Origin of the sequence: Occultella kanbiaonis (genome assembly GCF_009708215.1) — a bacterium.
GTDB classification, from domain to species: Bacteria; Actinomycetota; Actinomycetes; order Actinomycetales; family Beutenbergiaceae; genus Occultella; species Occultella kanbiaonis.
On the sequence record NZ_CP046175.1, the window covers coordinates 5409024 to 5431242 of the forward strand.

The 22219-nt window shown below is 71.6% G+C and carries 22 protein-coding genes; 9 read left to right on the forward strand and 13 right to left on the reverse strand.

Features of this window, described 5'->3' with window-relative positions; translation table 11 throughout:
* From GKS42_RS24815 to GKS42_RS24835, 5 genes are read right to left on the reverse strand one after another with little or no spacing between them, the layout of a single operon-like run.
* Positions 1-885: a CHAD domain-containing protein gene (locus GKS42_RS24815; protein WP_154796266.1), complete on the reverse strand. Its 885-nt coding sequence runs from the start codon at positions 883-885 to the stop codon at positions 1-3.
* Positions 886-927: 42 nt separating this feature from the next.
* The gene (locus GKS42_RS24820; RefSeq protein WP_154796267.1) at positions 928-1731 is read right to left on the reverse strand and encodes an ABC transporter permease; all 804 of its coding nucleotides are present in this window, start codon (positions 1729-1731) and stop codon (positions 928-930) included.
* A complete protein-coding gene (locus tag GKS42_RS24825) occupies positions 1728-2648 on the reverse strand; it encodes an ABC transporter ATP-binding protein (RefSeq protein WP_154796268.1) in 921 nt (306 codons plus the stop codon). Before GKS42_RS24825 ends, GKS42_RS24820 begins: the two co-directional genes overlap by 4 nt.
* A complete protein-coding gene (locus tag GKS42_RS24830) occupies positions 2648-2950 on the reverse strand; it encodes a transcriptional regulator (protein WP_154796269.1) in 303 nt (100 codons plus the stop codon). Before GKS42_RS24830 ends, GKS42_RS24825 begins: the two co-directional genes overlap by 1 nt.
* Positions 2947-3660, reverse strand: a complete 714-nt coding sequence (locus tag GKS42_RS24835) for a hypothetical protein (RefSeq protein WP_154796270.1) — start codon at positions 3658-3660, stop codon at positions 2947-2949. The genes GKS42_RS24830 and GKS42_RS24835 overlap by 4 nt, the downstream gene beginning before the upstream one ends.
* A gap of 119 nt (positions 3661-3779) precedes the next feature.
* On the opposite strand from GKS42_RS24835, the gene GKS42_RS24840 reads away from it, so the two are divergent.
* Entirely contained in the window at positions 3780-5063 is a 1284-nt protein-coding gene (locus GKS42_RS24840; RefSeq protein WP_154796271.1) for a BNR-4 repeat-containing protein, read from the forward strand.
* 11 nt (positions 5064-5074) lie between these two features.
* The gene (locus tag GKS42_RS24845; RefSeq protein ID WP_154796272.1) at positions 5075-5710 is read left to right on the forward strand and encodes an HIT family protein; all 636 of its coding nucleotides are present in this window, start codon (positions 5075-5077) and stop codon (positions 5708-5710) included.
* Between the two features lie 73 nt (positions 5711-5783).
* Here GKS42_RS24845 and GKS42_RS24850 read toward each other — a convergent pair whose 3' ends face one another.
* Positions 5784-6053 carry a hypothetical protein gene (locus GKS42_RS24850; protein ID WP_435529653.1) on the reverse strand — a complete coding sequence of 90 codons (270 nt, stop codon included), beginning with the start codon at positions 6051-6053 and terminating at the stop codon, positions 5784-5786.
* Positions 6054-6139: 86 nt separating this feature from the next.
* Here GKS42_RS24850 and GKS42_RS24855 point away from each other — a divergent pair, with 86 nt between their 5' ends.
* The 5 genes from GKS42_RS24855 to GKS42_RS24875 all read left to right on the forward strand — a co-directional run bounded on the left by GKS42_RS24855 (position 6140) and on the right by GKS42_RS24875 (position 13270).
* The gene (locus GKS42_RS24855; protein ID WP_154796273.1) at positions 6140-6961 is read left to right on the forward strand and encodes a CPBP family intramembrane glutamic endopeptidase; all 822 of its coding nucleotides are present in this window, start codon (positions 6140-6142) and stop codon (positions 6959-6961) included.
* Positions 6962-7028: 67 nt separating this feature from the next.
* The gene (locus tag GKS42_RS24860; protein ID WP_168217979.1) at positions 7029-9776 is read left to right on the forward strand and encodes a lysylphosphatidylglycerol synthase transmembrane domain-containing protein; all 2748 of its coding nucleotides are present in this window, start codon (positions 7029-7031) and stop codon (positions 9774-9776) included.
* A gap of 193 nt (positions 9777-9969) precedes the next feature.
* Positions 9970-11196, forward strand: a complete 1227-nt coding sequence (locus GKS42_RS24865; RefSeq protein ID WP_168217980.1) for a PP2C family protein-serine/threonine phosphatase — start codon at positions 9970-9972, stop codon at positions 11194-11196.
* Positions 11197-11282: 86 nt separating this feature from the next.
* Positions 11283-11747 (forward strand): Fur family transcriptional regulator, encoded by a 465-nt coding sequence (locus GKS42_RS24870; RefSeq protein ID WP_154796276.1) that lies wholly within the window; start codon positions 11283-11285, stop codon positions 11745-11747.
* A 14-nt stretch (positions 11748-11761) separates the two neighbouring features.
* On the forward strand, positions 11762-13270 hold the full coding sequence (locus GKS42_RS24875; RefSeq protein ID WP_154796277.1) for a catalase: 1509 nt from the start codon (positions 11762-11764) through the stop codon (positions 13268-13270).
* Positions 13271-13401: 131 nt separating this feature from the next.
* On the opposite strand, the gene GKS42_RS24880 is transcribed toward GKS42_RS24875, so the two are convergent.
* Positions 13402-13779 (reverse strand): ankyrin repeat domain-containing protein, encoded by a 378-nt coding sequence (locus GKS42_RS24880; protein WP_154796278.1) that lies wholly within the window; start codon positions 13777-13779, stop codon positions 13402-13404.
* 69 nt (positions 13780-13848) lie between these two features.
* Here GKS42_RS24880 and GKS42_RS24885 point away from each other — a divergent pair, with 69 nt between their 5' ends.
* Together GKS42_RS24885 and GKS42_RS24890 are read left to right on the forward strand one after the other, a co-directional pair.
* Positions 13849-14349: an RNA polymerase sigma factor gene (locus tag GKS42_RS24885; protein WP_154796279.1), complete on the forward strand. Its 501-nt coding sequence runs from the start codon at positions 13849-13851 to the stop codon at positions 14347-14349.
* Positions 14346-14984, forward strand: a complete 639-nt coding sequence (locus GKS42_RS24890) for a methylated-DNA--[protein]-cysteine S-methyltransferase (protein WP_154796280.1) — start codon at positions 14346-14348, stop codon at positions 14982-14984. The genes GKS42_RS24885 and GKS42_RS24890 overlap by 4 nt, the downstream gene beginning before the upstream one ends.
* A gap of 13 nt (positions 14985-14997) precedes the next feature.
* On the opposite strand, the gene GKS42_RS24895 is transcribed toward GKS42_RS24890, so the two are convergent.
* The 6 genes from GKS42_RS24895 to GKS42_RS24920 form a co-directional block, all read right to left on the reverse strand.
* Positions 14998-16029, reverse strand: coding sequence for a WxL protein peptidoglycan domain-containing protein (locus GKS42_RS24895; protein WP_154796281.1), 1032 nt, complete (start codon positions 16027-16029; stop codon positions 14998-15000).
* 111 nt (positions 16030-16140) lie between these two features.
* On the reverse strand, positions 16141-17535 hold the full coding sequence (locus GKS42_RS24900) for a hypothetical protein (RefSeq protein ID WP_154796282.1): 1395 nt from the start codon (positions 17533-17535) through the stop codon (positions 16141-16143).
* A 132-nt stretch (positions 17536-17667) separates the two neighbouring features.
* On the reverse strand, positions 17668-18948 hold the full coding sequence (locus GKS42_RS24905) for a hypothetical protein (RefSeq protein ID WP_154796283.1): 1281 nt from the start codon (positions 18946-18948) through the stop codon (positions 17668-17670).
* Positions 18945-20309, reverse strand: coding sequence for a hypothetical protein (locus tag GKS42_RS24910; protein WP_154796284.1), 1365 nt, complete (start codon positions 20307-20309; stop codon positions 18945-18947). Before GKS42_RS24910 ends, GKS42_RS24905 begins: the two co-directional genes overlap by 4 nt.
* Positions 20306-21163, reverse strand: coding sequence for a heme ABC transporter ATP-binding protein (locus tag GKS42_RS24915; protein ID WP_154796285.1), 858 nt, complete (start codon positions 21161-21163; stop codon positions 20306-20308). Before GKS42_RS24915 ends, GKS42_RS24910 begins: the two co-directional genes overlap by 4 nt.
* Positions 21160-22212, reverse strand: a complete 1053-nt coding sequence (locus GKS42_RS24920; protein ID WP_435529684.1) for a FecCD family ABC transporter permease — start codon at positions 22210-22212, stop codon at positions 21160-21162. Before GKS42_RS24920 ends, GKS42_RS24915 begins: the two co-directional genes overlap by 4 nt.
* Between the last annotated feature and the right edge of the window lie 7 nt (positions 22213-22219).

A 22219-nucleotide genomic window follows, 5' to 3' on the forward strand; every position in this document is an offset into this window, starting at 1 on the left:
TCAATCGAGGAGCCGGCCAGCCCGGTAGGTCAGCCGATCGCGGCGATGCACCCAGGCGTGCTCGATCCGTCGGCGCCGCTCCCGCGCCGCGCCGGCGAGCTCGCCGAGCGCGAATGTTGTGGCGGGCGGCGGTGCTCCTGCATCCGCGACGTAGGTGCGCACCATCTGGTCCAGGACGACGGCGTCCTGGTGCGCCCCGAGGAGGTCCTGCGTCCGCTCGGCCTGGGTGGCGAGCCGTTTCGCGGTCCGTCCGATCGGATCGGCGGCGACCTCGGAGAGATAGCGCAGCCGCTTCACGGACTTGCGGACCTCGTGCAGGGAGCCTGGACCTTCCTCAGCGGCGGCGATGCGGTCACGGGTCCGGCGCCAGGTCTTGCGCAGACACCGGCGCAGCGCGCGGCGGGCACGGACGTCACCGTGGCGGACCGGGATCCGGTCCGCGCGCAGGTCAGCCATCAGCGCAGCGTGCTCCCCTGCGACCAGTCGCTCCTCGAGCCGCCGGAGCGCGTCCGCGCGACGGGATCGGAGCGAGTCGAGGAACGGTGCCAGATCCGTGCCGAACCCGGGATCCGCCGTCGCCTCGCGGTCGACTCCGACCAGCTGGACGTCGAGGTCACGGACCGCGGCGAGCGCGTCGGAGAAGGTGGACAGGCGGCGGCGCAGCGGACCGGAGAAATCCGGATCCAGGTAGGGCCCGAACGCTGCCAGCAGGACCCGCAACCTCCGCACGGCCACGCGCAGCCTGTGCACCGCGCGCTCGGAGTCCGCCACCCGGTCCACCGACAACGCCCGTACCGCCGACTCGCGCCGCACCACGCGCGCCATGGCCCTGACGGTGGCGCTCTCGACGATCGGCCCGATCGTTGCGGGTCCGCTGCGAACCATTGCCCCATTCTCCCACCCGTGCCCCGACGCGGGCCATCTCGGTCAGTTGAAGCGGCGCCCCTCGTCCCGGCGGTAGGCCAGCACGGCGAGCGCCGTGAACAGCAGGCCCCAGGCGATGAGCACCGGCAGGGCCAGCGCATAGGCCTGCTGCCCGGTCAGCACCTGGATGAGCAGGTCCCGGCCGGCGCGGCTGGGCAGGGCCTGGGAGAGGGTGTTCAGCCAGCTCGGAAAGATCTCGGCGGGCAGGAACAGTCCGCCGGCGAACGCGAGCGGGAACAGCACCGCCTGGACCACCGCGATCGCCGCCTTGCTGCTCATCCGGTAGCCGATCGCGAGGCCGAGCATCAGGAACGGCAGGCCGACCACCAGCACCATGAGCGCGGCGAGCAGCACCGTCGCGGGCGGTGCGGTGGCCTGGGTGAACAGGGCGCCGACCACTCCCAGCGGGATCAGGCTGACCAGCGCGTACAGGCATCCGGCCAGGACCCGGCCGAGCATCCTCGGCGCGGCGCCGGCCGGCAACGTGCGTATGTAGCCCTCGAACGGCAGGGCCCGGTCCTCGGCCACACCCGAGCCGAACGTGAACAGGAACGTGGACATCACCGAGAACATCGCCAACTGCCCGACGGCGGCCGTCGCGAACAGCGGATTGCCGGCCACCGACGCCTGAGGGACCACGAAGAAGAACATCGCGAGCGTGGGAAAGAGCAGGTTGCCGACCACGGCGATCGGGGTCCGGATCGTCTCGAGAACTGAGAACTTCGCGTGGAGCAGGGTGAGGCTCAGCAGGCTCGGCCCGGAGCGGGTAATGGCACCGATCGGCGCCGGTGCGGTGGCGGTGCTCATGCTGCGACCTCCTCGGTCTCGGACTCTACGGTGCTGCCGGTGGCGGACGTGAGGGCGAGGAAGGCCTCCTCGAGGGAGGCGCCGCGGACCTCGAGCCCGGAGAAGTCGTAGCCGGAGGTCACCAGTTCTCGGACGAACGCGTCGGCATCCGAGACGAGCAGGTGGACCACGTCGCCCTCGACCTGCACGTTCGTGACGGTCGGCAGGGCGGCGAGGTCGGTCTCGGCGATGCCCGTGCGCAGGCTGACCCGGCGGGCGTTCACACGGGCGAGCACACGGTCCAGGCGGTCGTCCGCGAGGATCCGACCTCCGCCCACCACGACGACCCGTTCGGCGAGGGCCTCGACCTCCTCCAGGTAGTGGCTGGTGAGGATGATCGTCGACCCCTCCGCGTGGTAGTCCCGCAGAGCGCGCCACAGGGCGCGCCGGCCCTCGACGTCCAGGCCGGTGGTCGGCTCGTCGAGGAGCACCAGCGACGGGCGGCCGACCAGCGAGAGCGCCACCGCGAGTCGCCGCTTCTGGCCCCCGGACAGGCCCCCCGTCTGCCGGGTCACGAGGTCGTGCAGGTCGAACCGGTCCAGGAGCTCGTCGCGTCCCATCGGGTCGGTGTAGTGGCCACCGACGAAGTCGATCACCTCTCCGACCTTGAGGGTGGCGGGCAGCCCGGTCTCCTGCGGTGTGGTGCCCAGCCCGAAGCGGGACGAGGCCATGCGAGGGTCACCGCCGAAGAGCCGGACCGTGCCGGAGTCCGGCTTGCGGAGCCCGTTGATCAGGGACAACAGGGTGGTCTTGCCGGCGCCGTTCGGTCCGAGCAGGCCGACGATCTCGCCCGGGTGGACGTCGAGACTCACGCCGTCCAGGGCCACCACGTCGCCGAAGCTGCGGTGGACGTCTCGAACGCTGACGATCGGTTCCATCACTGCGCTCCTCTCAGGAGTGCTTCCAGGGTCTCGGTATAGGTCTCGAAGGCCCGGCGGCCCTTCTTCGTCAGTTCGAGGTAGGTGGCCGGGCTGCGCCCCTCGAACCGCTTGTCGATGGCCACGTAGTCGGCCTCCTCCAGCTTGCGGAGGTGGGTGGAGAGGTTGCCCGCGGTCATCTCGAGGAGCTTCTGGAGCTTCGGGAAGGCCATCCGGTCCCCCTCGTCGAGGGTCGCGAGGGTCGCGACCACCCGCAGCCGCGCCTGGGCGTGGATCACCGGATCCAGTTCGGGATCGGTCATGGCCGCGACCGCCTCGCCCGGCGCCGGGACAGGAGCAGGTCCCCCAGTGCGGCCACCAGGAAGCCACCGCCGCCAGCGAGTGCCATCACCAGGTACGTGCCCGGCGCGGGGACCAGGGCGGCCGTCCCGCCGACCACAGCGACCCAGGCACCGAGCCCGAACATCCGCCACTCGCGCCAGAGCGCGCCGCCGGCCATGTACATGACGGCCACGATCAGCGCGCTGACGGAGTTCGAGGCGAGCGCCATCACCTCCGGCGAGGCTCCTGCCCGGGAGAGGCCGGCGAACAGCATGGACGCCATCGCGAACGAGATCACCCAGCTCCAGCCGTACATCGCCCCGGCGGAGGCGGACACGCCGCGCACCCCGGACACCCGCCGCGCGACGTGCACGGCCGTGAACGCCAGTGCGCCGATCAGCAGGAGGCCGAACACCACGAAGCCCCAGGCGGTGGAGCGGGCGAGCGTCTCGTCGTAGGTGGAGTACAGCACCAGGTAGCCGATCACCCAGGCGATGCCCCAGGCACCGAAGATGAGGGGTCCGTTCGGCTCCACGCTCCTGCGGGTCGACTCGCGCTGCGCGGCGATCATGGCCAGCACTGCCGCCGGATCCGACGGCGGCGCGTCGTCCAGCGCGCCGTCGCTCGCGTGAGCGTCGGCGTCCTTGGTGGCCCGGTGAGCGTTCGTGGCGTCGGGCTCGTCGACAGACATGGGTTCCCTTGCAGAGTAGTTTGCGTTGCAAAGTACTCTGCCACGCTGTCATCGCGTGTGCAAGGGAGGACGGTCACGGAGGCGCGGAAAGGGCTATCCAAGTGGATAGGATCGGGTTCATGGCGACGGTGCAACTAATCAACGACAACGGTGCGTGGTGCTGGTTCCAGGACGAGCGCGCCCTCATCGACCCGGTCACGAACACGCTTCTGGTGGGCTCGATCCCGGCGCCGGAGGGGCCGGGCGGCGAGACCCGCGCGGGCAACGTGGAGATCGCCGTCGTGGATCTGGCCACGGGCGCCAGCGAGGTGGTCGTACTGCACGAGCACCTCGAGACCGACGACCACAACACCGCAGCGCTGTTCATCCGCCCGGACGGCCGCTACCTGGCCGTGTACACCAAGCACAAGACGGACAACCTGACCCGGTGGCGGATCTCGTCCGCGCCCCACGACGCGACGACGTGGTACCCCGAGCAGACCTTCGACTGGACCGAACTCACCGGCGGGCGCGGCGTCACCTACTCCAACCTGCACCACCTCGCCGATGAGGGCCGGCTCTACAACTTCGCGCGCGCGATCAACGACGACCCCTCGATCCTGGTCTCCACCGATGACGGCACCACGTTCGACTTCGGCGGCAAGCTGTTCACCCGCCCCAAGATCGGGTACGTCAACGGCTACACCCGGTACGTCAGCAACGGCACCGACCGGATCGACCTGATCACCACCGACCACCACCCGCGTGACTACAACAACTCGATCTACCACGGGTACATCTCCGGCGGAGCCCTGCACAGCAGCGACGGGACCGTCGTCGGCGGCCCGGTCCTCGACGAGCACGCACCGTCCCAGGTCGAGCTCACCACGATCCTGGCCGCCGGCTCCGAGTTCGAGGGCGCCACGATCACCCACGCGTGGACCACCGACATCCGTCGCGCCCCGGACGGCCGGCTCGCCGCGATCCTCACCGGCCGCGCCGGCGACGACCCGGAGAACAGCAACTTCTCCGACCACCGGTTCTTCTACGGCACGTTCGACGGCGGAGTCTGGCAGGTGCACCACCTCGCCAAGGCCGGCGCTGCTCTGCTCCCGCACGAGGAGGACTACACCGGTCTGGTCGCGATCGACCCCTACGACCTCGGCTCGGTCTACGCCTCCACCCCGATCGACCCGCGCGACGACTCGGCGCTCGACCACCACGAGATCTTCCACGGCCGGACCACCGACGGCGGTGCGTCCTGGGACTGGACGCCGATCACTGAGAACTCCGACGTCGACAACCTTCGCCCGATCGTGGTCCCCGGCGACCCCGCCACCCGCGCGGTGCTGTGGTTCCGCGGTTCCATGACCGCGTCGCAGCACTACGGTTGCGAGGTCGTGGGGTTGATCGAGAAGCGCTGAAGCTGCGGAGGGTGACCGTGCCAGGCCCGCCGGAGTCCGCGCAGCAGTGGTACCGACGGGTGAGCGCCGAGCTCGAGGCGCACGGCTACCGGGACCTGGACTGGGCGACCTGGAGCAGCTGGCCCTTCGAGGGCGACCTGCGCCCGCGCCCGCTCACCGGGCCGGCCGCTGAGACCCCGCGCGGTGGCGCCGGTGGCGTGGACTGCTTCATCTGCGTGGCGGCCGAGGCCGGCGACTCCTCGTACGTCTTCTGGCACGACGAGCACGCCCTGCTCGGCGTGCCGAACGAGGCACAGTCGCTGCCGTTCGCGGCGTTCCTGATGCCCCGCGAGTACGCCGACCTGGGCGATCTGCCGCCGGCCACCGCCGCCCGCATGGGCGAACTCCTGGCCGCGATCGAGCGGGCCGCGTGCGACGTCCTGGAGGTGCCCCGGATCCAGGTGGCCCGGTGGGGCGACGGTCAGGAGCACCTGCACTGGTGGCTCTTCGCGCGACCGACCGGGATGCTGCAGCTGCGGGGCACGTTCCTCTCGCACTGGGGCGACATCCTGCCCACGCGCGACCGGGAGGCGGCCCGCGCCGACCTGGACCTGGTGGCGGCACGCCTCGTAGAGCTCACCGGCGGGCACGCCGTTCCCGCGGGCTGAGCGTCGGTCAGACAGAACCTTCTGTCGTCAGGCAGAACCTCCCGTCCGAGTCAGAACGGTAGAACGTTCTTCCTCAGGCGGGAGGGTCTATCTCACCGGGCCCCCGACGTTCGAACCGCGAGCCGCCGTACTTCTTGTGCACGGCCTGCTTGGACACCCCGAGCAGGACCGCGATCTCGGCCCAGGTCAGCCCCTCGCCCCGCGCCCGGCGCACGAGCACCTCCTCGCGTGCGTCGGCCCGGCGACGCAGCTCCACGAGAGCCGCGAGCCCGGCGAAGATGTCGCCGTCGTCCTCGGCGGCGGCGGACAGTGCACTCATCGACTTCACCTCCGAATCGTTCATGACCGTCAATCTACATTGACGATGCCGGGAGGGTCAATCCCCATTGACCCCTTCTGGTGCGCAGGTGGATGCGCTATAACCGGCGTATGGCGACCCAGGGCGAACCGTCGACACCCTCCCTGACCGCGCCGCCGCCGTCGGCCCGGGCCCGGTCCCGTCGCCTGACGGTCGAGATCTGGATCGTGATGGGCCTCTCGCTCGGCCGGTCCGGGGTGTACGCCGTCGTGAACATCCTCGACCGCCTCACCCGCGGCCCACTCGGGGACCAGACCGCGACGCTCAACCCGCCGCTGTCCGAGCGGCCGTACTGGGACCTGCTCTACCAGGTGCTCTCACTGACGTTCGCGCTGGCACCGGTCGCCCTCGCCCTGTACCTGCTCAGCGACACCGGTCGCAATCCGTTCCGGCGGATCGGCCTGGACCTGAGCCGCCCCGGGCGCGACTTCGGCTGGGGTCTGGCCCTCGGCGCCATCATCGGCATCCCCGGGCTCGGCCTGTACTTGGCCGGGCGCGCGGTCGGCATCACCGTGTCCGTGCAGGCGTCCGCGCTCGACCCGTACTGGTGGTCGGTCCCGATCCTGATCCTCGCGGCCCTCAAGAACGGCCTCCTCGAGGAGGTGCTCGTGGTCGGGTACCTGTTCGAGCGGCTTCGCGAGAAGCGCTGGCGACTCTGGTCGATCATCGTGGTCTCGGCGCTGATCCGCGGTTCCTACCACCTGTACCAGGGCTGGGGGCCGTTCTTCGGCAACGTCATCATGGGGGTGGTCTTCGGTCTGTTCTATTGCTCGAAATGGGGCCGACGGCGGGTGGCGCCGTTGGTCATCGCGCACACCCTGATCGATGTCGTGGGTTTTGTGGGCTACGCCCTGCTTCCCGCCGCCGCTCTGGCTGCGCTCGGGCTGGCCTGATCGAGTGGTCGGCGCCGCGCCTGGACGCAGCGACGGCCCAGGGAGCATCTCACCTACTATCGGGGACATGTCCACCGATTCCGCAGGGCCGGTGACCCCGAGGGGCCCGGTCCGCCAGGTGCGGATCCTGGACATCCCGCTGACCCGGGTCCGGCGCCCGGTCGACCTGGTCCTGATGCTGCTGTCGCTGCTCGGCATCGCCGCCGTCCTGGCGCTGGCCGTGTACGCCTATGCGACCACGACCGGCGTGACCGAGGACGTCCAGTCCGCACTGGCCCAGGTGGTCCGCACGATCCTGCTCGTCCCGGTCAACGTGATCGAGGGCCTGCTCATCCTCGTGCTGCCGATCATCGTGGTCATCGAACAACTGGTCCGGCGCAACGTCCGCGCGGTGCTGGACGCCATCGCCGCGGCAGCGGTCGCCTACGTCGTGGCCCTGCTCGCGATCTGGCTGCTGGACTCATTCGCCACGAACGCCCTGGCCCGGTCCCTGCTCCGGTTCCAGGACGGCGCCTGGGTGATCACGATCTCCGCGCCGGTCGCCGCGCTCGGCGCCTTCCTGACGGCGGTCGGCACCAGTGACCGCCGGCGCATCGTGCGGATCTCCTGGAACCTGCTGTGGTTCGTCCTGATCGTCACGGTGATCACCGGGACCGCGACGCTGGTGGCGGCGATCGTGTCCGTGCTCATCGGCCGCGCGACGGGCCTCGGCATGCGGTACCTGTCCGGGGTCCTAAGCCAGCGGGCCCATGGACTCGAGCTCGTCGAAGGCATCCGGCGGGCAGGAGTGGACCCGATCCGGGTGATCCGGATCGGTGACTCGACCCTCGCCGAGGACCTGCGCCAGGACGTCGTCGAGGCGGCGGGACCGATCGGGTACACGGCGCCGTCGTTCGCGACCCCGTCCCGGACCGGGAGCGTGCCACCGACCGCCGGGCAGCCCGAAGCGACGGCGGCGGCGGAACCCACCCCCGCGACCGACGCACTCGGCGCCGCGACCCACCCGCTCGACGGCCGGGGCGAGGCACTCGGCGGCCCGGTCGAGGCACCGGGCAACGCGACCGACGTCCTCGCCGGCCCGAGCGACACCGAGACCAGCCTGCTCGCCCAGCTGCCGGAGTCCGCGACCATCGCGAACGAACGCGAGGGCGCGAACCGGGTGTACGCCGTCATCGACTCCGACGGCGTCCGTTGGGACGCCGTGGTGCTCGACGGCGACCGGCAGGTCATCGGCATGCTCAGCGCCGTGATCTCGACGATCGTGCGGCGCGGGCTGGCCCGCCGGACCGCCGTCTCGTTGCGGCAGGCCGCCGAGCGCGCCGCCCTCATGTACTACGCCGCGTCCGCCGCCGGGGTGAACAGCCCTCGCCTGCGCGGCATCGCCGAGACCGAGGACTCCGTCCTGCTGCTCGGCGAGCACATCGACCACGCCCGCCAGCTCTCCGACCTCCCGAACAGCGCGCTCACCGACGAGGTGATGATCAACGCGTGGAAGCAGCTGCAGATCGCGCATGAGGCGGGCCTCGCGCACCGCAACCTGACCGCCGACACCCTCATGATCGCCGACGCCGCCGGCCCCGACGCAGGTGAGGTCTGGCTGAACGGCTGGGAGGAGGGCGAGATCGCGTCCGGCTCGCTGGCCAGGCGGGTGGACCGCACCCAGCTGCTGACACTGCTCGCGCTGCGGGTCGGGCCCGAGCGGGCCATCGCTGCCGCCGCCCGGGTGCTGTCCATCGAGCAGCTCGCGGAGATCGCGCCGCTCCTGCAGCCGATCGCGCTGCCGATGCAGACCCGCGCCGAGGCCCGCGCGGACAAGGCCGGGATGGCTGCTCTGCGGGCGCACCTCGTGGACTTCATCCCGACGGCGGGGGTCGTCGAGCCGATCCGGCTCAGTCGGTTCAGCGCCCGCACCGTGATCACGCTGACGATCGCGGTGGTGGCCGGCTGGGCGCTCCTGACCACCCTGAACTTCCAGGAGATCGCCGAGGTCATCAGCGAGGCGAACCCGTTCTGGATGGTCGTGGCCTTCGTGCTCGGCCTGGTCACCTACGTCGGCTCGGCGATGGGGCTGGTCGGGTTCTCCCCCGAGAAGCTCGGACTGTGGCGCACCACGCTGGTCCAGGTCGCCGCCTCCGTCGTGACGCTGGTGGCGCCGGCGGGCGTCGGCCCGGCGGCACTCAACCTCCGGTACATGCAGAAGCGGGGTCTCGAGACGCCGGTGGCCCTGGCCACGGTGGCGCTGCTGCAGGTGTCCCAGTTCGTCACCACCGTGCTGCTCCTGATCGCGATCGCCCTGCTCACCGGCAGTTCCGGGGCCCTGCAGGGCTTCCCCTCGGGCGCCGCATTGATCGTCGCGGCGGCGCTGGCCGTGGTCGTCGGGGTCGCGTTCGCGGTGCCCGCGCTGCGCCGCTGGGTGATCGCGAAGGTCACCCCGACGCTCAAGCAGGTCTGGCCGCGACTGGTCTGGGTGGTGGGTCAGCCGCAGCGGCTCGCCTTCGCCCTCGGCGGGAACCTGGTGCAGACCCTCGGCTACCTGGCGTCCTTCGCCGCCGCGCTGGCAGCGTTCGGCCAGACCCTGCCGGCCACGACCCTCGCGATCATCTACCTCACCGGCACCGCGGTCGGCTCGGCCGTGCCCACCCCGGGCGGCATCGGGACCGTGGAGTTCGCGCTCTCCACGGGTCTGCGGACCGCCGGGATCGCCACCGCGACCGCGGCGTCGACGGCGGTGCTGTTCCGGGTCCTGACGTTCTGGATCCGGGTACCCCTCGGCTGGGCGGCACTGCGGTACCTGCAGAAGCAGAATGCGCTCTGACCCGACGGCGTGACCCAGCCGCGAGCGCAGCGCTCGGGAGCGGCGTCGGCGCCGGCGGTCCGCCGCCAGGACATGGGCACCTCGGTCCATTGTGATGCAGATTCGGCCCCCTTCCGCGTTGTAGGGTGAGACTCGCTCCCAAGCCCCCGCCCCCGAAGGCGGCTGACAGTCAGAGGCGGTGCACACGATGGCGGTGAGTTTCCGCTACGCCGTGCAGACCGACCTCGGGACCGTCCGGACGAACAACGAGGACTCCGCCCTCGGCAGCCCGCGGCTGCTGGTGCTCGCCGACGGCATGGGGGGGCACGCGGCCGGCGAGGTCGCCTCGAGCGTGGCCGTGCGGGTCTTCGCCGAGGTCGAGCACTCCCCCGGCTCGGACATCCCCACCCAGTTCCTGAACGCGGGACGGGCCTCCCGGCACGCGCTCCAGGGCATGTCCGAGGCCGACGCCATGCTCGAGTCGATGGGCACCACCCTGATCGCGGTGGCCAGCGACGGCGAGCAGCTGACCATCGGCCACATCGGGGACTCCCGCGTGTACTGCCTGCACGAGGGTTCGCTCTACCAGGTCACCACCGACCACACGCACGTGCAGCGGCTCATCGACCAGGGTCAGCTGACCCCGGAGCGAGCACGCACCCACCCCTACCGGTCGATGCTGCTCCGCTCCCTCGACGACCAGCCCGGCGGCGCCGACCTGGACATCATCGCCCTGACGGTGACCCCCGGGGATCGGCTGCTCCTGTGCAGCGACGGCCTCTCCGACTACCTGTCCGCGGAGCACATCGGTGAACTGCTGACCCGGCCGGACCTGGCCGAGGCGGCCCGTGGCCTGATCAACGCGGCGCTCGTGCTGGGGACCCGGGACAACGTCACCGTGGTGGTGGCCGACGTGGTCACCGAGCCCGACGGCGACAGCGACCCGCTCGAGGTGGCGCCGGTGTTCGCCGGTGCCGTCACCGACGGAATCACGCTCTCCCCGGACGCCGGCTCGGCCCTGAGCGAGTCGCTGCCGACCATGATCATCGATCCCGCGAACCCCGCGGCCGGCGCCCAGGTGCGCACGCCGCGGCCCGTGACGGCCGGGTCGACCGGGACCGGTGACGTCGACGACACGGTCGACCTCGACTCCGACGACGGCGTCACCCTGCTCGACCGCCCGACGGCCGCAGGCGACGACCTCGGCCCGACGGACGACCAGGCGGCCCACGACCACGACCACCACCACGAGGCGGCCGTGGCCGACTCGCCCGACCCACCCCCCACCGAGGGCGACGAGCCCCGGGTGGCAACCCCCGCCGTCGCCCGTTCCTTCGAACCACCCCCGACGACGACCGCCGCCATGTCGGCGCTGCCCGGCATCCTCGCCGGCGGCGCGGTGCTCATCCTCGTCGCGCTGCTCTGGATCATTCTCGGTTGATGTCCTGGGCGTCCGGGGCCACGCTGTGACACAGGACACCCGGACCCTTTCTGGAATGAATCCAGAAAAGGTGATTGACTGCGGGGGTGATCGGGTCCGAGGCGGAGGAGCTCCTGCGGGGGGCGTCACTGCGGGTGACGCGGCCGCGGGTGACCGTCCTGACGGTCATCCATGAGCACCCGCACCAGGACGCCGCGACGATCGTCGGGCTGGTCCGTGAGCGGATCGGCGGCTGCTCGACGCAGGCCGTCTACGACGTCCTGAAGACGCTCGTCGACGCGGATCTGGCGCGGCGGATCGATCTCCCGAACTCGTCGGCGCGCTACGAGGGGCTGCGTTGGGACGACCACCAGCACGCGGTCTGCCGGCGATGCGGCACGCTGACCGACGTCCACGTGGCGCCGGGCGCGATCCCACTCGCCGTTCCCCAGGCGCCCGGCTTCATCATCGACGCCGTCGAGGTCACCTACTGGGGCATCTGCCCCGCCTGCCGGGCCGTCGGCACCTCCGATCCGGTCGCGCCCCGCTCAGAGATTTCCCACCACCACTGAAGGAGCATCACGGAATGACCGAACAGTTCCAAGACAACACCCGGCCCCTGACGACCGCGGCCGGTGCCCCCGTTCCGGACAACGAGAACGCCGTCACCGCCGGTCCGCGTGGCCCGATGCTGCTCCAGGACGTGTGGTTCCTCGAGAAGCTGGCCCACTTCAGCCGTGAGGTCATCCCGGAGCGCCGCATGCACGCCAAGGGATCCGGCGCGTTCGGCACCTTCACCGTGACGCAGGACATCACCCGGTACTCCAAGGCTGCGCTGTTCTCCGAGGTCGGCAAGCAGACCGAGATGTTCGCCCGGTTCTCCACCGTCGCCGGTGAGCGTGGCGCCGCGGACGCCGAGCGGGACATCCGCGGCTTCGCCCTGCGCTTCTACACCGAGGAGGGCAACTGGGACCTCGTCGGGAACAACACCCCGGTGTTCTTCCACCGCGACCCGCACCACTTCCCGGCGCTGAACCGCGCCGTGAAGCGCGACCCGCGCACGAACCTGCGTTCGGCCGAGAACAACTGGGACTTCTGGACGAGCCTGCCCGAGGCACTGCACCAGATCACCATCGTGATGTCCGACCGTGGCATCCCGGACGGCTACCGGCACATGCACGGGTTCGGGTCCCACACCTACTCCTTCATCAACGCCGAGAACGAGCGGTTCTGGGTGAAGTTCCACTTCCGCACGCAGCAGGGCATCAAGAACCTCACCGACGCCGAGGCGGCCGCGCTCGTGGCCGGGGACCGGGAGTCCGCCCAGCGGGACCTGTTCGACGCGATCGAGCGGGGCGAGAACCCGAAGTGGACGTTCTCGATCCAGGTCATGCCGGAGGCGGACGCACGCGACTACCGGTTCCACCCGTTCGACCTGACCAAGGTGTGGTCGAAGAAGGACTACCCGCTGATCGAGGTCGGCGAGTTCGAGCTGAACCGGAACCCGGAGAACTACTTCGCCGACGTCGAGCAGGCCGCGTTCGCGCCGAGCAACATGGTGCCCGGCGTCGGGCCGTCCCCGGACCGGATGCTGCAGGGCCGCCTGTTCTCCTACGGTGACGCCGCCCGTTACCGCGTGGGCGTGAACCACCACCAGATCCCGGTGAACTACCCCCGCGGGGCCGCCAACGTGAACACCTACCACCGCGACGGTCAGATGCGCGTGGACGGCAATCAGGGCGGCGTGCCCGGGTACACCCCGAACAGCTACGACCGGTTCTCGGACCAGCCCGCCTACAACGAGCCGGCACTCGCCCTGGACGGCGCGGCGGACCGGTTCTCCTACCGCGAGGACGACGACAACTACTTCGAGCAGCCGCGCAACCTGTTCCGGCTGATGACGCCGGAACAGCGGTCGGCGTTGTTCGCCAACACGGCCCGGGCGATCGACGGGGCCTCCGAGACCACGATCGAGCGGCACATCAACCACTGCACCCTGGCCGACCCGGCCTACGGCGAGGGCGTGCGCCGGGCCATCGAGGCCCGCAAGGCCGGTGCGCTCGGTGACGACGACCGGATCAGCGAACTCGTCTGATCCTGCTCGACACGGCGGCCCGGTCACCTCCTGAGGTGATCGGGCCGCTCCCATGTTGGGTCGGGCCGAACGCGACATCGTTGGCTGGTCCCGGGCCTGCCGAGCCAACAACCTCGCGGTCGACGGCGGGGCTAGGAGAGCAGGTGGGCCCGGCCGAACAGCTCGGCGGTCGCGCGGGCGCTCGGGGTCCCGGCGTCGAGGTCCGCGCCGGCCGCGCGTAGGGCGGCGACGATCTCGTCCTCGCCCTTGAACAGGGCGCCGGCGATCGGTGACTGGTCCCGGTTGTTGCGCAGGTCCACGTCCGCGCCCCGCTCGATGAGTGCGGCGACGGCTGGTCCGTGACCGTGATAGGCGGCCAGCATGAGAGCGGTGTTGCCGTCGGCATCGCGGACATCGACGTCGAGCCCGTGATCGAGGAACTCCAGGAGTTCGTCGGTGCTGCCGGCACGCGCCAGGTCCATGACGATCGCGATCACCGCGTTCGTGTCTGCTTCGGAGAGCGGGTCCATGGTCGGATCCTAGGCTTACCCGCAGACCTCACATTCTCGGCTCCATGCGCGTCTACCTGGGTGATGACGATGAAACAGCCCTTCGAGCAAGCGGTGTCCCGCCACGGCGGCACCGTCCTGCGGGTCTGTCGCGCCGTCCTGGGCCCCGGTCCGGACGCCGACGACGCCTGGTCCGAGACGTTCCTCGCGGCTCTGCGGGAGTGGCCGGACCTCCCGGAGGACACCAACGTGCAGGCCTGGCTGGTCCGGGTCGCGCATCGTAAGGCGATCGACGTCACCCGCTCGCGAGCGCGGCACGCGATCCCCACCGGGGCAGTGCCGGACCGGGCCTCGACGATCGGCGTCCCGGGCGGGACGGACCCGGACGTCTGGTCGGCCGTGGCCGCGCTGCCCGAGCGGCAACGCCTCGCCGTCGCCTATCACTACCTCGGCGGCCTCGCCCACACCCAGACCGCCGAGCTCATCGGCGGCACGCCGGCGGCCGTCCGCCGGGCCGCCGCGGACGGGCTGCAGTCGCTGCGTCGTAACCCGCACCTGATCGGACTTGCCGAGGAAGGACATCACCGATGACCACGAACACCAACGCGACCGCCATGTCGCCCGACGACGATGCCGCCCTCCTGATCGCACGCACCACCCCCGACGATGACGTGCTGGCCCGCCTGCACCGCCGACTGGAGGACGCCGCGCAGGAGCAGGGCCTCCTGGACGTCGCCTACTCGGAGGTCGACACCCCGGTCGGGCGGCTCCTGCTCGCCGCCACCGAGGTCGGCCTCGTCCGCGTCGCCTACGAACGTGAGGGCTTCGAGGAGGTCCTCACCAAGCTCGCGACCGGCATCGGCCCACGCGTCCTGCGGGCCCCGGCCCGGTTGGAGTTCGCAGCCCGCCAGATCGAGGAGTACTTCGCCGGTCGCCGGACCTCGTTCGACGTCGCGCTGGACCGTCGCCTGTCCCATGGCTTCCGCGGCCTGGTCCAGCGGCACCTGCCGGACATCGCCTACGGACACACCGAGACCTACCGCGAGGTCGCGATCCACGTCGGGAACCCGGGCGCCGTCCGGGCCGTCGGATCCGCCTGCGCGACCAACCCCCTGCCGGTCATCGTGCCGTGCCACCGGGTCCTGCGTGCGGACGGCTCACTCGGAGGCTATGTGGGCGGTCCGGACGCCAAGGCGACCCTGCTCCAACTGGAGCGGGCTGCCTGACCGGCCCGGTGGCTCAGGCCGCGCTCTCGCGACGGCCGCGACGCACACCGATCACCACGGCGACGGCCAGGATCACGAAGAGCACCATGAGCCATCCCCAGGGCACGGCCCAGGTGCTGGCGCCGGCGGCCACATCGGCGCCGATCACGCCGTCGACGGCCTCCGGTGTGAGGACCAGGTCGGCATTGACCCGGATCAGTGGCCACCCGCTCAGGACCACCGATCGCTCCACGGCGGAGCCCGGCATGATCTCCTCGACGGTGCCCGTCACGGTGCTGCCGCCGGGGCCGCCGAGGGTGACGGACTCATGGGCCAGGGTTCGCACGTTGCCCACGTTCGTGACGGTGTAGGTCAGGACCGTCGGCGCCGCGGCGATCGGGTTGATCACGAGGTCCTGGCTCAGCCGCACGTTCGAGACCTCGAGTCCGACCTGCTGCTCGCCGGCGACGCGCACGTGCAACCGTGAGCCGAGGCGTCGATCCAGCCGCACCGTGCCGCCGTCCGCCGACGAGGTGTAGGCGGCGACGATGCCGCCAGGATGGTCGCCGGGGCTCGCGTCCACGGGCACCGCCAGCGTGAACGGCACCTCGACGCTCTCCCCCGCCCCGAGCGTGACCTCGGTCGTCTCGAGGGTGACCCAGGTGCCGAGATCCGCGGGCGCCACGTCGGCCGGCTGCAGGTCGAGGTGGCCCTGCGGGGTGGTGTAGCCGTCCGCGGCGTAGATGGCCAGGGGGAGCTCCGCCGTCCCGAGGTTGGTGACCACGAACGCGTCGGCGATGACGTCACCCGGGCTCACCGCGTAGTTGAAGTTCGGGCGTCCGGTGCCCTGGTCGTTGTCGGCCGGGGCCACGCTCCAGGTCAGTTCATCGGTCGCGACGTCCGCCGCCGCCGGCGCCTGACCACCGACGGTGGTACCCACCAGCAGCGCGAGGACGAGGACCCACAGCATGGGCCGGGCGCGCGCCGCCGCCGCGGTGCCGGCATCCGGACGCCGGACGCGCACCGTTGAGGGCGCGGGGCGGGATCGAGGCGAGGCGCTGTACATGTCGGTTCCTTCCGGCCGCGGGGGCGACCGCCGGTGACCCCGGCCGACGGAGCGCTGGGCTCCGCCGACCGGGGTCGCCGTACTGCTCGGAGGATGCTGGACGGGTACTGCTCAGCCCAGCGCGGTGAGGGTCAGGGTCGAGGTGTAGGCCCCGGCCGGGGTGTTCGCGGGGGCGAGCAGCGCGAGCTGCGCATCCACCGTGACCGTGCCGAGCGCGTGACCCGCCGACGCGGAGACGAGAGTCTGGGTGCTACCCAGACCCGGGTTGCCCGCCGCCACCGGAGCCCCGGGCTGCACGCCCGCGAGCTCACCGGTCAGCGCCGGGGTCCAGCCGAGGGCGCCACCGGCGAAGGTGTTCGACCCGGAGCTGAACGCACCGGCCACACCCGAGATCGAGAACTGCTGGCCGCCCTCGCGGGTGTCCTCGATCGCGATCGAGTGCAGGTTGCCGTTGGCTGCGAAGCCACTCGCGTTCGCGGTGGCGGTACCGAGGTTCACGGCGCCGCTGCCCTGGATGGTCCAGGAGAACACACCCGGCTCGGGCTCACTCGGCTCGGGCACGATCACCTCGATCGGCACGTCGCCGTCGCCGGGCTCGCCCGGCTCACCCTCGTCGTCCACGGTCCAGGCCACGGAGACCGGCGCGGCCGGCTTCTTCGGGTCGGCGGCACCACCCGAGGAGTACCAGTAGGAGGACTGACCGGTCGCGTACTGGAAGGTCACGTACGACTGCGGGAACGATCCCCAGTTCGCGCCCGTCCGGACCTGCGGGCTGACGCCGCCGCCCGGGTCCACCTCGACGCCCAGGTACTCCGGCGTCGCAGTGAAGCCGTCCGCGTCGACACTCAGCCCGGTGAACGTGGCCAGCTCGATCACCGCAGGCGTGAGCTCCTCCCACAGGGTCGGGTCCTCCATCGAGGCTCCCCAGCCCGACCCGGTGCCGGTGAGGGTGCCAGTACCGTCCGCGGCCACCGTGAGGGTGGGGTCGCTGACGGTCCAGTAGGTCAGGCCACCGTAGAAGACCACGGTGTAGTCACCGTCCCACGAGATCTCCGCGGTGCCGGCCTCGGTATCCACGGTGCCGGTGCCGGCGGACAGGACCACCTGGTTTCCGGTGGTGCTGCGGGCGCCGGTGCCCACGGCTGCGCCGCTGGCGTTCTGGCACTTGGTGGACCAGGTGGGCTGGGCCCAACCGCCGTCGGCGGTCGGCTTCTCGATCGCCACGTTGCCGACCTCGGTCTGGTAGAAGCCGTCGGCCTCGGTCCAGACCCGGCTGCTGCCGGCGTTGCCGGCGGCCCCGGCGACGAGGAAGTTGCAGCCACCGAAGTAGGCGCCGCCGCCGGCCTCCTCGCTCATGGCCCAGCGCAGGGTGACGTCGTCGACCTCGGTCGCTGCGGCCTGGGCGGGCGCCGCGATCGCGATGCCCGCCGAGAGTGCGACTGCCAGGGCCCCCAGCCCTGCCAGGACGCGGCGGCCGGACGATCCTGCCGCGGATGTGCTGTGCATGTGATGCCTCTCTTGTTGTGAGGGGGAAGAACCTGTCAATTCAGGCGAGCCTTACCTTACTTAGGTTTGCCTTACCAATCCAGGGCTTCTCACTCCGCGGTCACTCGGCGACCCGCCAGACGACGCCGTGGCTCATCTGGAGATGAGCCACGGCAGGATGAGCCAGCCCTTGCGGAACCCGACCAGAGCTGCCCCCGAGAGCGCGAACACGCCGGACAGGGCCCACGCGAGCTGCTCGGCTGGGTCCATGCCGGGCAGTGCCCCGACGTCCGGAATGAGGCCGGTGGACGGCAGCAGCGTGTCCGGAGCGAGCGCTGCCGTGCTGACGAACGGCGAATCGGTCACCAGCGGCGCCACGGCAGTCGGCGCGACCCTCGACGGGGTTCGACCTCCGCCGGATCCCCCGCTGCCGTTGCCGCCCGCAGCGCCCGTGCCACTCCCGCCGCCGAACCCTGGCCCGATGCCGCTCGGGGGCTCGACCAGCACGGGCGGGGGCACCATGACCGGGTGCTGGGCGTCGTAGGACACGTAGACGGTGGTGGCCGGCTTCGCTCGGTCGCGCAGCCCCCCGGAGGAGTACCAGTACGAGCCCTGCCCGGTCTGGAACTGAAAATCGATGAAGGGCTGCGGGAACGAGCCCCAGGCGTCACCGGTGCGCACCTGCGCGGTGGCACCGCCCGGCACGTTCACGGTCACCCCCGAGTAGGCGGGCAGTGCGGCGAACCCGGTCTCGGCATCCAGGTCGACGGCGCCGAGGTTCGCGAGCACGATCTGGCGCTCCGGCAGCGGGACCCACTTCGAGGTGTCCTCCATCGAGGCACCGAACCCACCCGCGGTGGCGGTCAGCGTGCCGATGCCGTCGACGACAGTGAGCACGGGGTCGGACGCCCACCAGTACGTCATGCCGCCGTAGTAGGCGACCGTGAAGGACCCCTCCCAGCGGACGGTCGCCGTGCCCTCATCCGGGTCCATCTCGCCCGTGCCGCCGTCGATCACCACCTGCTGGCCGCTCGAGTTGAACCCGGAGGAGCTGAGCCGGTTACCCGCCGGGTCCAGGCATCGCTCGTCCCAGGTGGCCTCCCGGTAGCTGGTGCCCGCTCCGGACCCGACGGGGCGCTCGATCGTGACGTTCCCGTCCGACGAGTGGTAGTGCGGGTTGCCGTTGACCCACACGTGCGAGCTCCCGGCGTCCCCGGCGATCCCCGCCGAGAGGAAGTTGCATCCGCCGAAGAACGCTCCGCTGCCGGTCTCGTCGTTGAGCCCCCAACGCAGCTGCGCGTCGCTGAGGGTCACCGGACCGCCGGCGCCGGGGATGGTCACGGTGACGTTCACGTCGTCAGCGTGCGCGGGAGGCACCGCCGAGAACGCGAGCGCGGCGGCCAGGGCGAGGGCCCCGAGGATGCGCCGACTCATACTCCCACCTCACGACGGGTCGTCCGGCGTACCGGGGGCAGCACGGCCGTGTCGTCGACCGGGCCGGCCGCGCCGGTGCGCTCCGGCCCGCCTGCGCCGGTGCGCTCCGGCCCGCCTGCGCCACCGGCGACGGGCGACCACGGCACCGGCACGTCACTGCCCGAACGGGCCGCGGAACCCGCTGTTGTCGCTTCGGCAGCGGAAGCCGCTGTAGTCGCTTCTGCCGCGGCGCGCTTCCTGCGCCGTCGTCGCACCAGCGCCGCGATCAGCGAGGACAGGATCAGTACCAGCAGCACCGCCCCGACGATCACGGCCGCGAGGAACGCCCAGGACAGTCCCGGCTGCTCCTGCGTGAGCGGTGCGGCAGCGTCGGGATCGGGCATGACGGTCAGCGTGATCTCCGGCGCCTGCCCGGACCCGGCGCCGGACATGCGCAGCACATGGGTGCCGAGCCGGATGTCCGCGGGCAGTGCCAGCGTCCCGGCGACCTCCCCGAACTGGCCTGCGGTGAAGGGACCGGCCGCGGCCAGCCCACCGGCGAGGGTCACCAGTACCTGCTCTCCCGGCGTGAAGCCCTGCCCGGTGAAGCCGACCACCCGGCCCTGCACGACCGCCGTCTGATCCACCCCGATCGTGGCTGGACCGGTGGTGACCGGGGTCTCCTCGGAGCCCCCGGCCGGGGTCTCGGCGTCTGTGGCCCCGGCGCCGGTCGCCTCCGGTTCGGTCGCCGCGTCGGTGCCGCTCGTGCCGCTCGAGCCCGCGGAACCCGCGGTGTCGATGAAGGTCACGGGCGTGAACGACTCGCTGTTCGCGTTGACCACGCCGTGCGCGCCGACGGTGATGATGCCGCAGCTGACCTCCCGGCAGTCCACGCTCGCGGCATTGCCCTCGCGGTCCTGGGCGGTGAAGGTGGGGCCCGGGATGACCATTGAGAGCGAGAAGGTGCCGTCGGCGGCGAGCAGGCCGCCGTTCGCCGCGGAGGCGGTGCTGGAGCCGGGGAACGAGACGAAACGCTGGTAGCCGTTGTTGTCCAGCGCCTCGGTGTCCGGCACGTACAGGTAGGTGTCACCCGTGTGTCCCCCCGCGCTGGGACGCCAGGACCCGCCACCGGGGTCCGTGACCCACCCGAACAGCACGTAGATGCCGCCGAAGCCGTTCTGGATCGACTGGAACCCGGACCCGGTCACCGAGATCGTGGTGGGCTCGGTCAACGACACCTGGGCCCCGCCGAGGTCACTGTCGACGGTGACGCCACCGGCCGCGGCCGCGGGGGTGGCGGTCAGCACGGACGCCGCGCACAGTGCGACCGCCGCTGCGGTCGCGGCGAGCGCCGTGCGCCACCGGTCGGCCGTTGCGTTCATGACTCCTCCTTCTGTGGGCTGCGCCGATCGCGCAGCGGGAGTACCACGAGCGCGCCGGAGTCCTCGTGCTCCACGACTGCGATCGGGTACCGATAGACCTCGGTCAGTAGGTCCGCGGTGAGCACGGCTCGCGGGGGCCCGTCAGCGCGGACCCGTCCGTCCGCGAGCAACACGATCCGGTCCGCGTAGGCGGCGGCGAGGGTGAGGTCGTGCAGCACGACGACCACGCCCACCCCGGCAGCGGCTCGTTCGCGGACCTCGGCGAGCAGGCGCTCCTGGTGCCGGATGTCCAGGGCCGCGGTGGGTTCGTCGAGCATCAGCACGGCCGTCTCCTGCCCGACGGCGCGGGCGAAGGCCGTGCGGGCCTTCTCACCGCCGGACAGGGTCGGGAACAGGCGCCCGGCCAGGTGCTCGACCTCGCTGGTTCGCAGGGCATCCGCGACGACGGCGTCGTCGTCGTCGGCGAACCGCGTGCCCCGCCACGGCGCCCGGCCCATCCGGACGACGTCCTCGGCGCGGAACGCGAACGAGAGCCGGGCTTCCTGGACCTGCACGGCGCGGGCCCGGGCACGCTCGGCCACGGGCACGGCGCTCAGGTCGTACTCGCCGAGCAGCACTCGGCCCTGCTCGGGGTCGAGGTCGCCCGCGAGCGCCGCGAGCAGGGTGGATTTGCCCGCGCCGTTGGGGCCCACCAGGGCGACGACCTCGCCGGCGTGCACCCGCAGGTCCACGTCGACCAGCACCGGCTGCCCGCCCAGGTGCAGGCTGAGGCCTTCGCAGCCGATCAGCGCCGGCCTGGGCTCGGGGTCGTCCCACGGGTGGACCGCGCTCGGCGCCCGCACCGCCTGGCTCATGACCAGCCCCCCGCGCCGCGCCGGGTCCGGCGGATCAGGTAGAAGAAGAACGGGCCGCCGACTAGGGCGGTGAGCATGCCGATCGGCAGGTCCGCGTAGGGCACCACGGTGCGGGCGGCGAGGTCCGCGGCGAGCAGCAGGACCGCACCACCGAGCGCGCTGGCGGGCAGCAGCACGGCGTGCCCGGGGCCGACGAGCATTCGGATCAGGTGCGGCACCACGAGCCCGACGAACGCGATCACGCCGCAGAACGCCACGGCGGCACTGGTCAGGACGGCGACTCCGACGATGACTACGATCCGGAGCCGCTCGACGTCCACGCCGAGGTGCCGGGCGGGCCGCTCGCCGAGCGCGAGCAGGTCGAGCCGGCGCGCGAACAACCCGGCGGCGGCGACCCCCAGCACGATCACCGGCGCCGCGACCAGCACGTGCTCCCACCGGGTGCCGTTCAGGCTACCGAGCTGCCAGAACACGATCTCCTCGCGTGCCGAGGTGTCCCCGAGGAAGGTCAGGAACGCGATGATCGCCCCTGCCACGGCGTTGACGGCCACCCCGGTCAGGACCAGGGTGACGACCTCGGTGCGCCCCTCCTGTCGCGCGGTCGAGTAGGCGACCGCGGTCGTGATCAGCCCGCCGATGAAGGCAGCCACCACGGCGGTCCAGGTGCCCAGGGTGTTCACGCCGAGCACGATGACGGTGCAGGCGCCGACCGCCGCACCGGAGGAGACCCCGATCACACCGGGCTCGGCGAGCGGGTTGCCGAATACACCCTGCATGAGCACGCCCCCGGTGGCCAGCGCGGCCCCGACCATGGCGGCGAGGAGCAGCCTGGGCATCCGGACCGCCCAGAGCGCGGACTCCGCGTTCGGGTGCGCGGGCCCGGGCAGCACGCCAAGGCCCAGCCGGTTCAGGATCGAGCCGAGCACCTCGGCCGGCGTGATCCCCATCTGCCCGAGGCCGACGGACAGGATCAGCAGGACCCCCAGCGCAACGGTGAGCGAGACGAAGAGCACCACCACCCGGCCGGCCCGGGACGGCGCGTGCGCCACGGAGGTC

What these genes read in the sequence shown, in the direction of transcription:
- GKS42_RS24815 (WP_154796266.1), bottom strand. Translation starts at nt 885, where the DNA reads ATGGTTCGCAGCGGACCCGCAACGATCGGGCCGATCGTCGAGAGCGCC.
- GKS42_RS24820 (WP_154796267.1), bottom strand. Translation starts at nt 1,731, where the DNA reads ATGAGCACCGCCACCGCACCGGCGCCGATCGGTGCCATTACCCGCTCC.
- GKS42_RS24825 (WP_154796268.1), bottom strand. Translation starts at nt 2,648, where the DNA reads ATGGAACCGATCGTCAGCGTTCGAGACGTCCACCGCAGCTTCGGCGAC.
- GKS42_RS24830 (WP_154796269.1), bottom strand. Translation starts at nt 2,950, where the DNA reads ATGACCGATCCCGAACTGGATCCGGTGATCCACGCCCAGGCGCGGCTG.
- GKS42_RS24835 (WP_154796270.1), bottom strand. Translation starts at nt 3,660, where the DNA reads ATGTCTGTCGACGAGCCCGACGCCACGAACGCTCACCGGGCCACCAAG.
- GKS42_RS24840 (WP_154796271.1), top strand. Translation starts at nt 3,780, where the DNA reads ATGGCGACGGTGCAACTAATCAACGACAACGGTGCGTGGTGCTGGTTC.
- GKS42_RS24850 (WP_435529653.1), bottom strand. Translation starts at nt 6,053, where the DNA reads ATGAACGATTCGGAGGTGAAGTCGATGAGTGCACTGTCCGCCGCCGCC.
- GKS42_RS24855 (WP_154796273.1), top strand. Translation starts at nt 6,140, where the DNA reads ATGGCGACCCAGGGCGAACCGTCGACACCCTCCCTGACCGCGCCGCCG.
- GKS42_RS24860 (WP_168217979.1), top strand. Translation starts at nt 7,029, where the DNA reads ATGTCCACCGATTCCGCAGGGCCGGTGACCCCGAGGGGCCCGGTCCGC.
- GKS42_RS24875 (WP_154796277.1), top strand. Translation starts at nt 11,762, where the DNA reads ATGACCGAACAGTTCCAAGACAACACCCGGCCCCTGACGACCGCGGCC.
- GKS42_RS24880 (WP_154796278.1), bottom strand. Translation starts at nt 13,779, where the DNA reads ATGGACCCGCTCTCCGAAGCAGACACGAACGCGGTGATCGCGATCGTC.
- GKS42_RS24885 (WP_154796279.1), top strand. Translation starts at nt 13,849, where the DNA reads ATGAAACAGCCCTTCGAGCAAGCGGTGTCCCGCCACGGCGGCACCGTC.
- GKS42_RS24890 (WP_154796280.1), top strand. Translation starts at nt 14,346, where the DNA reads ATGACCACGAACACCAACGCGACCGCCATGTCGCCCGACGACGATGCC.
- GKS42_RS24895 (WP_154796281.1), bottom strand. Translation starts at nt 16,029, where the DNA reads ATGTACAGCGCCTCGCCTCGATCCCGCCCCGCGCCCTCAACGGTGCGC.
- GKS42_RS24900 (WP_154796282.1), bottom strand. Translation starts at nt 17,535, where the DNA reads ATGCACAGCACATCCGCGGCAGGATCGTCCGGCCGCCGCGTCCTGGCA.
- GKS42_RS24905 (WP_154796283.1), bottom strand. Translation starts at nt 18,948, where the DNA reads ATGAGTCGGCGCATCCTCGGGGCCCTCGCCCTGGCCGCCGCGCTCGCG.
- GKS42_RS24910 (WP_154796284.1), bottom strand. Translation starts at nt 20,309, where the DNA reads ATGAACGCAACGGCCGACCGGTGGCGCACGGCGCTCGCCGCGACCGCA.
- GKS42_RS24915 (WP_154796285.1), bottom strand. Translation starts at nt 21,163, where the DNA reads ATGAGCCAGGCGGTGCGGGCGCCGAGCGCGGTCCACCCGTGGGACGAC.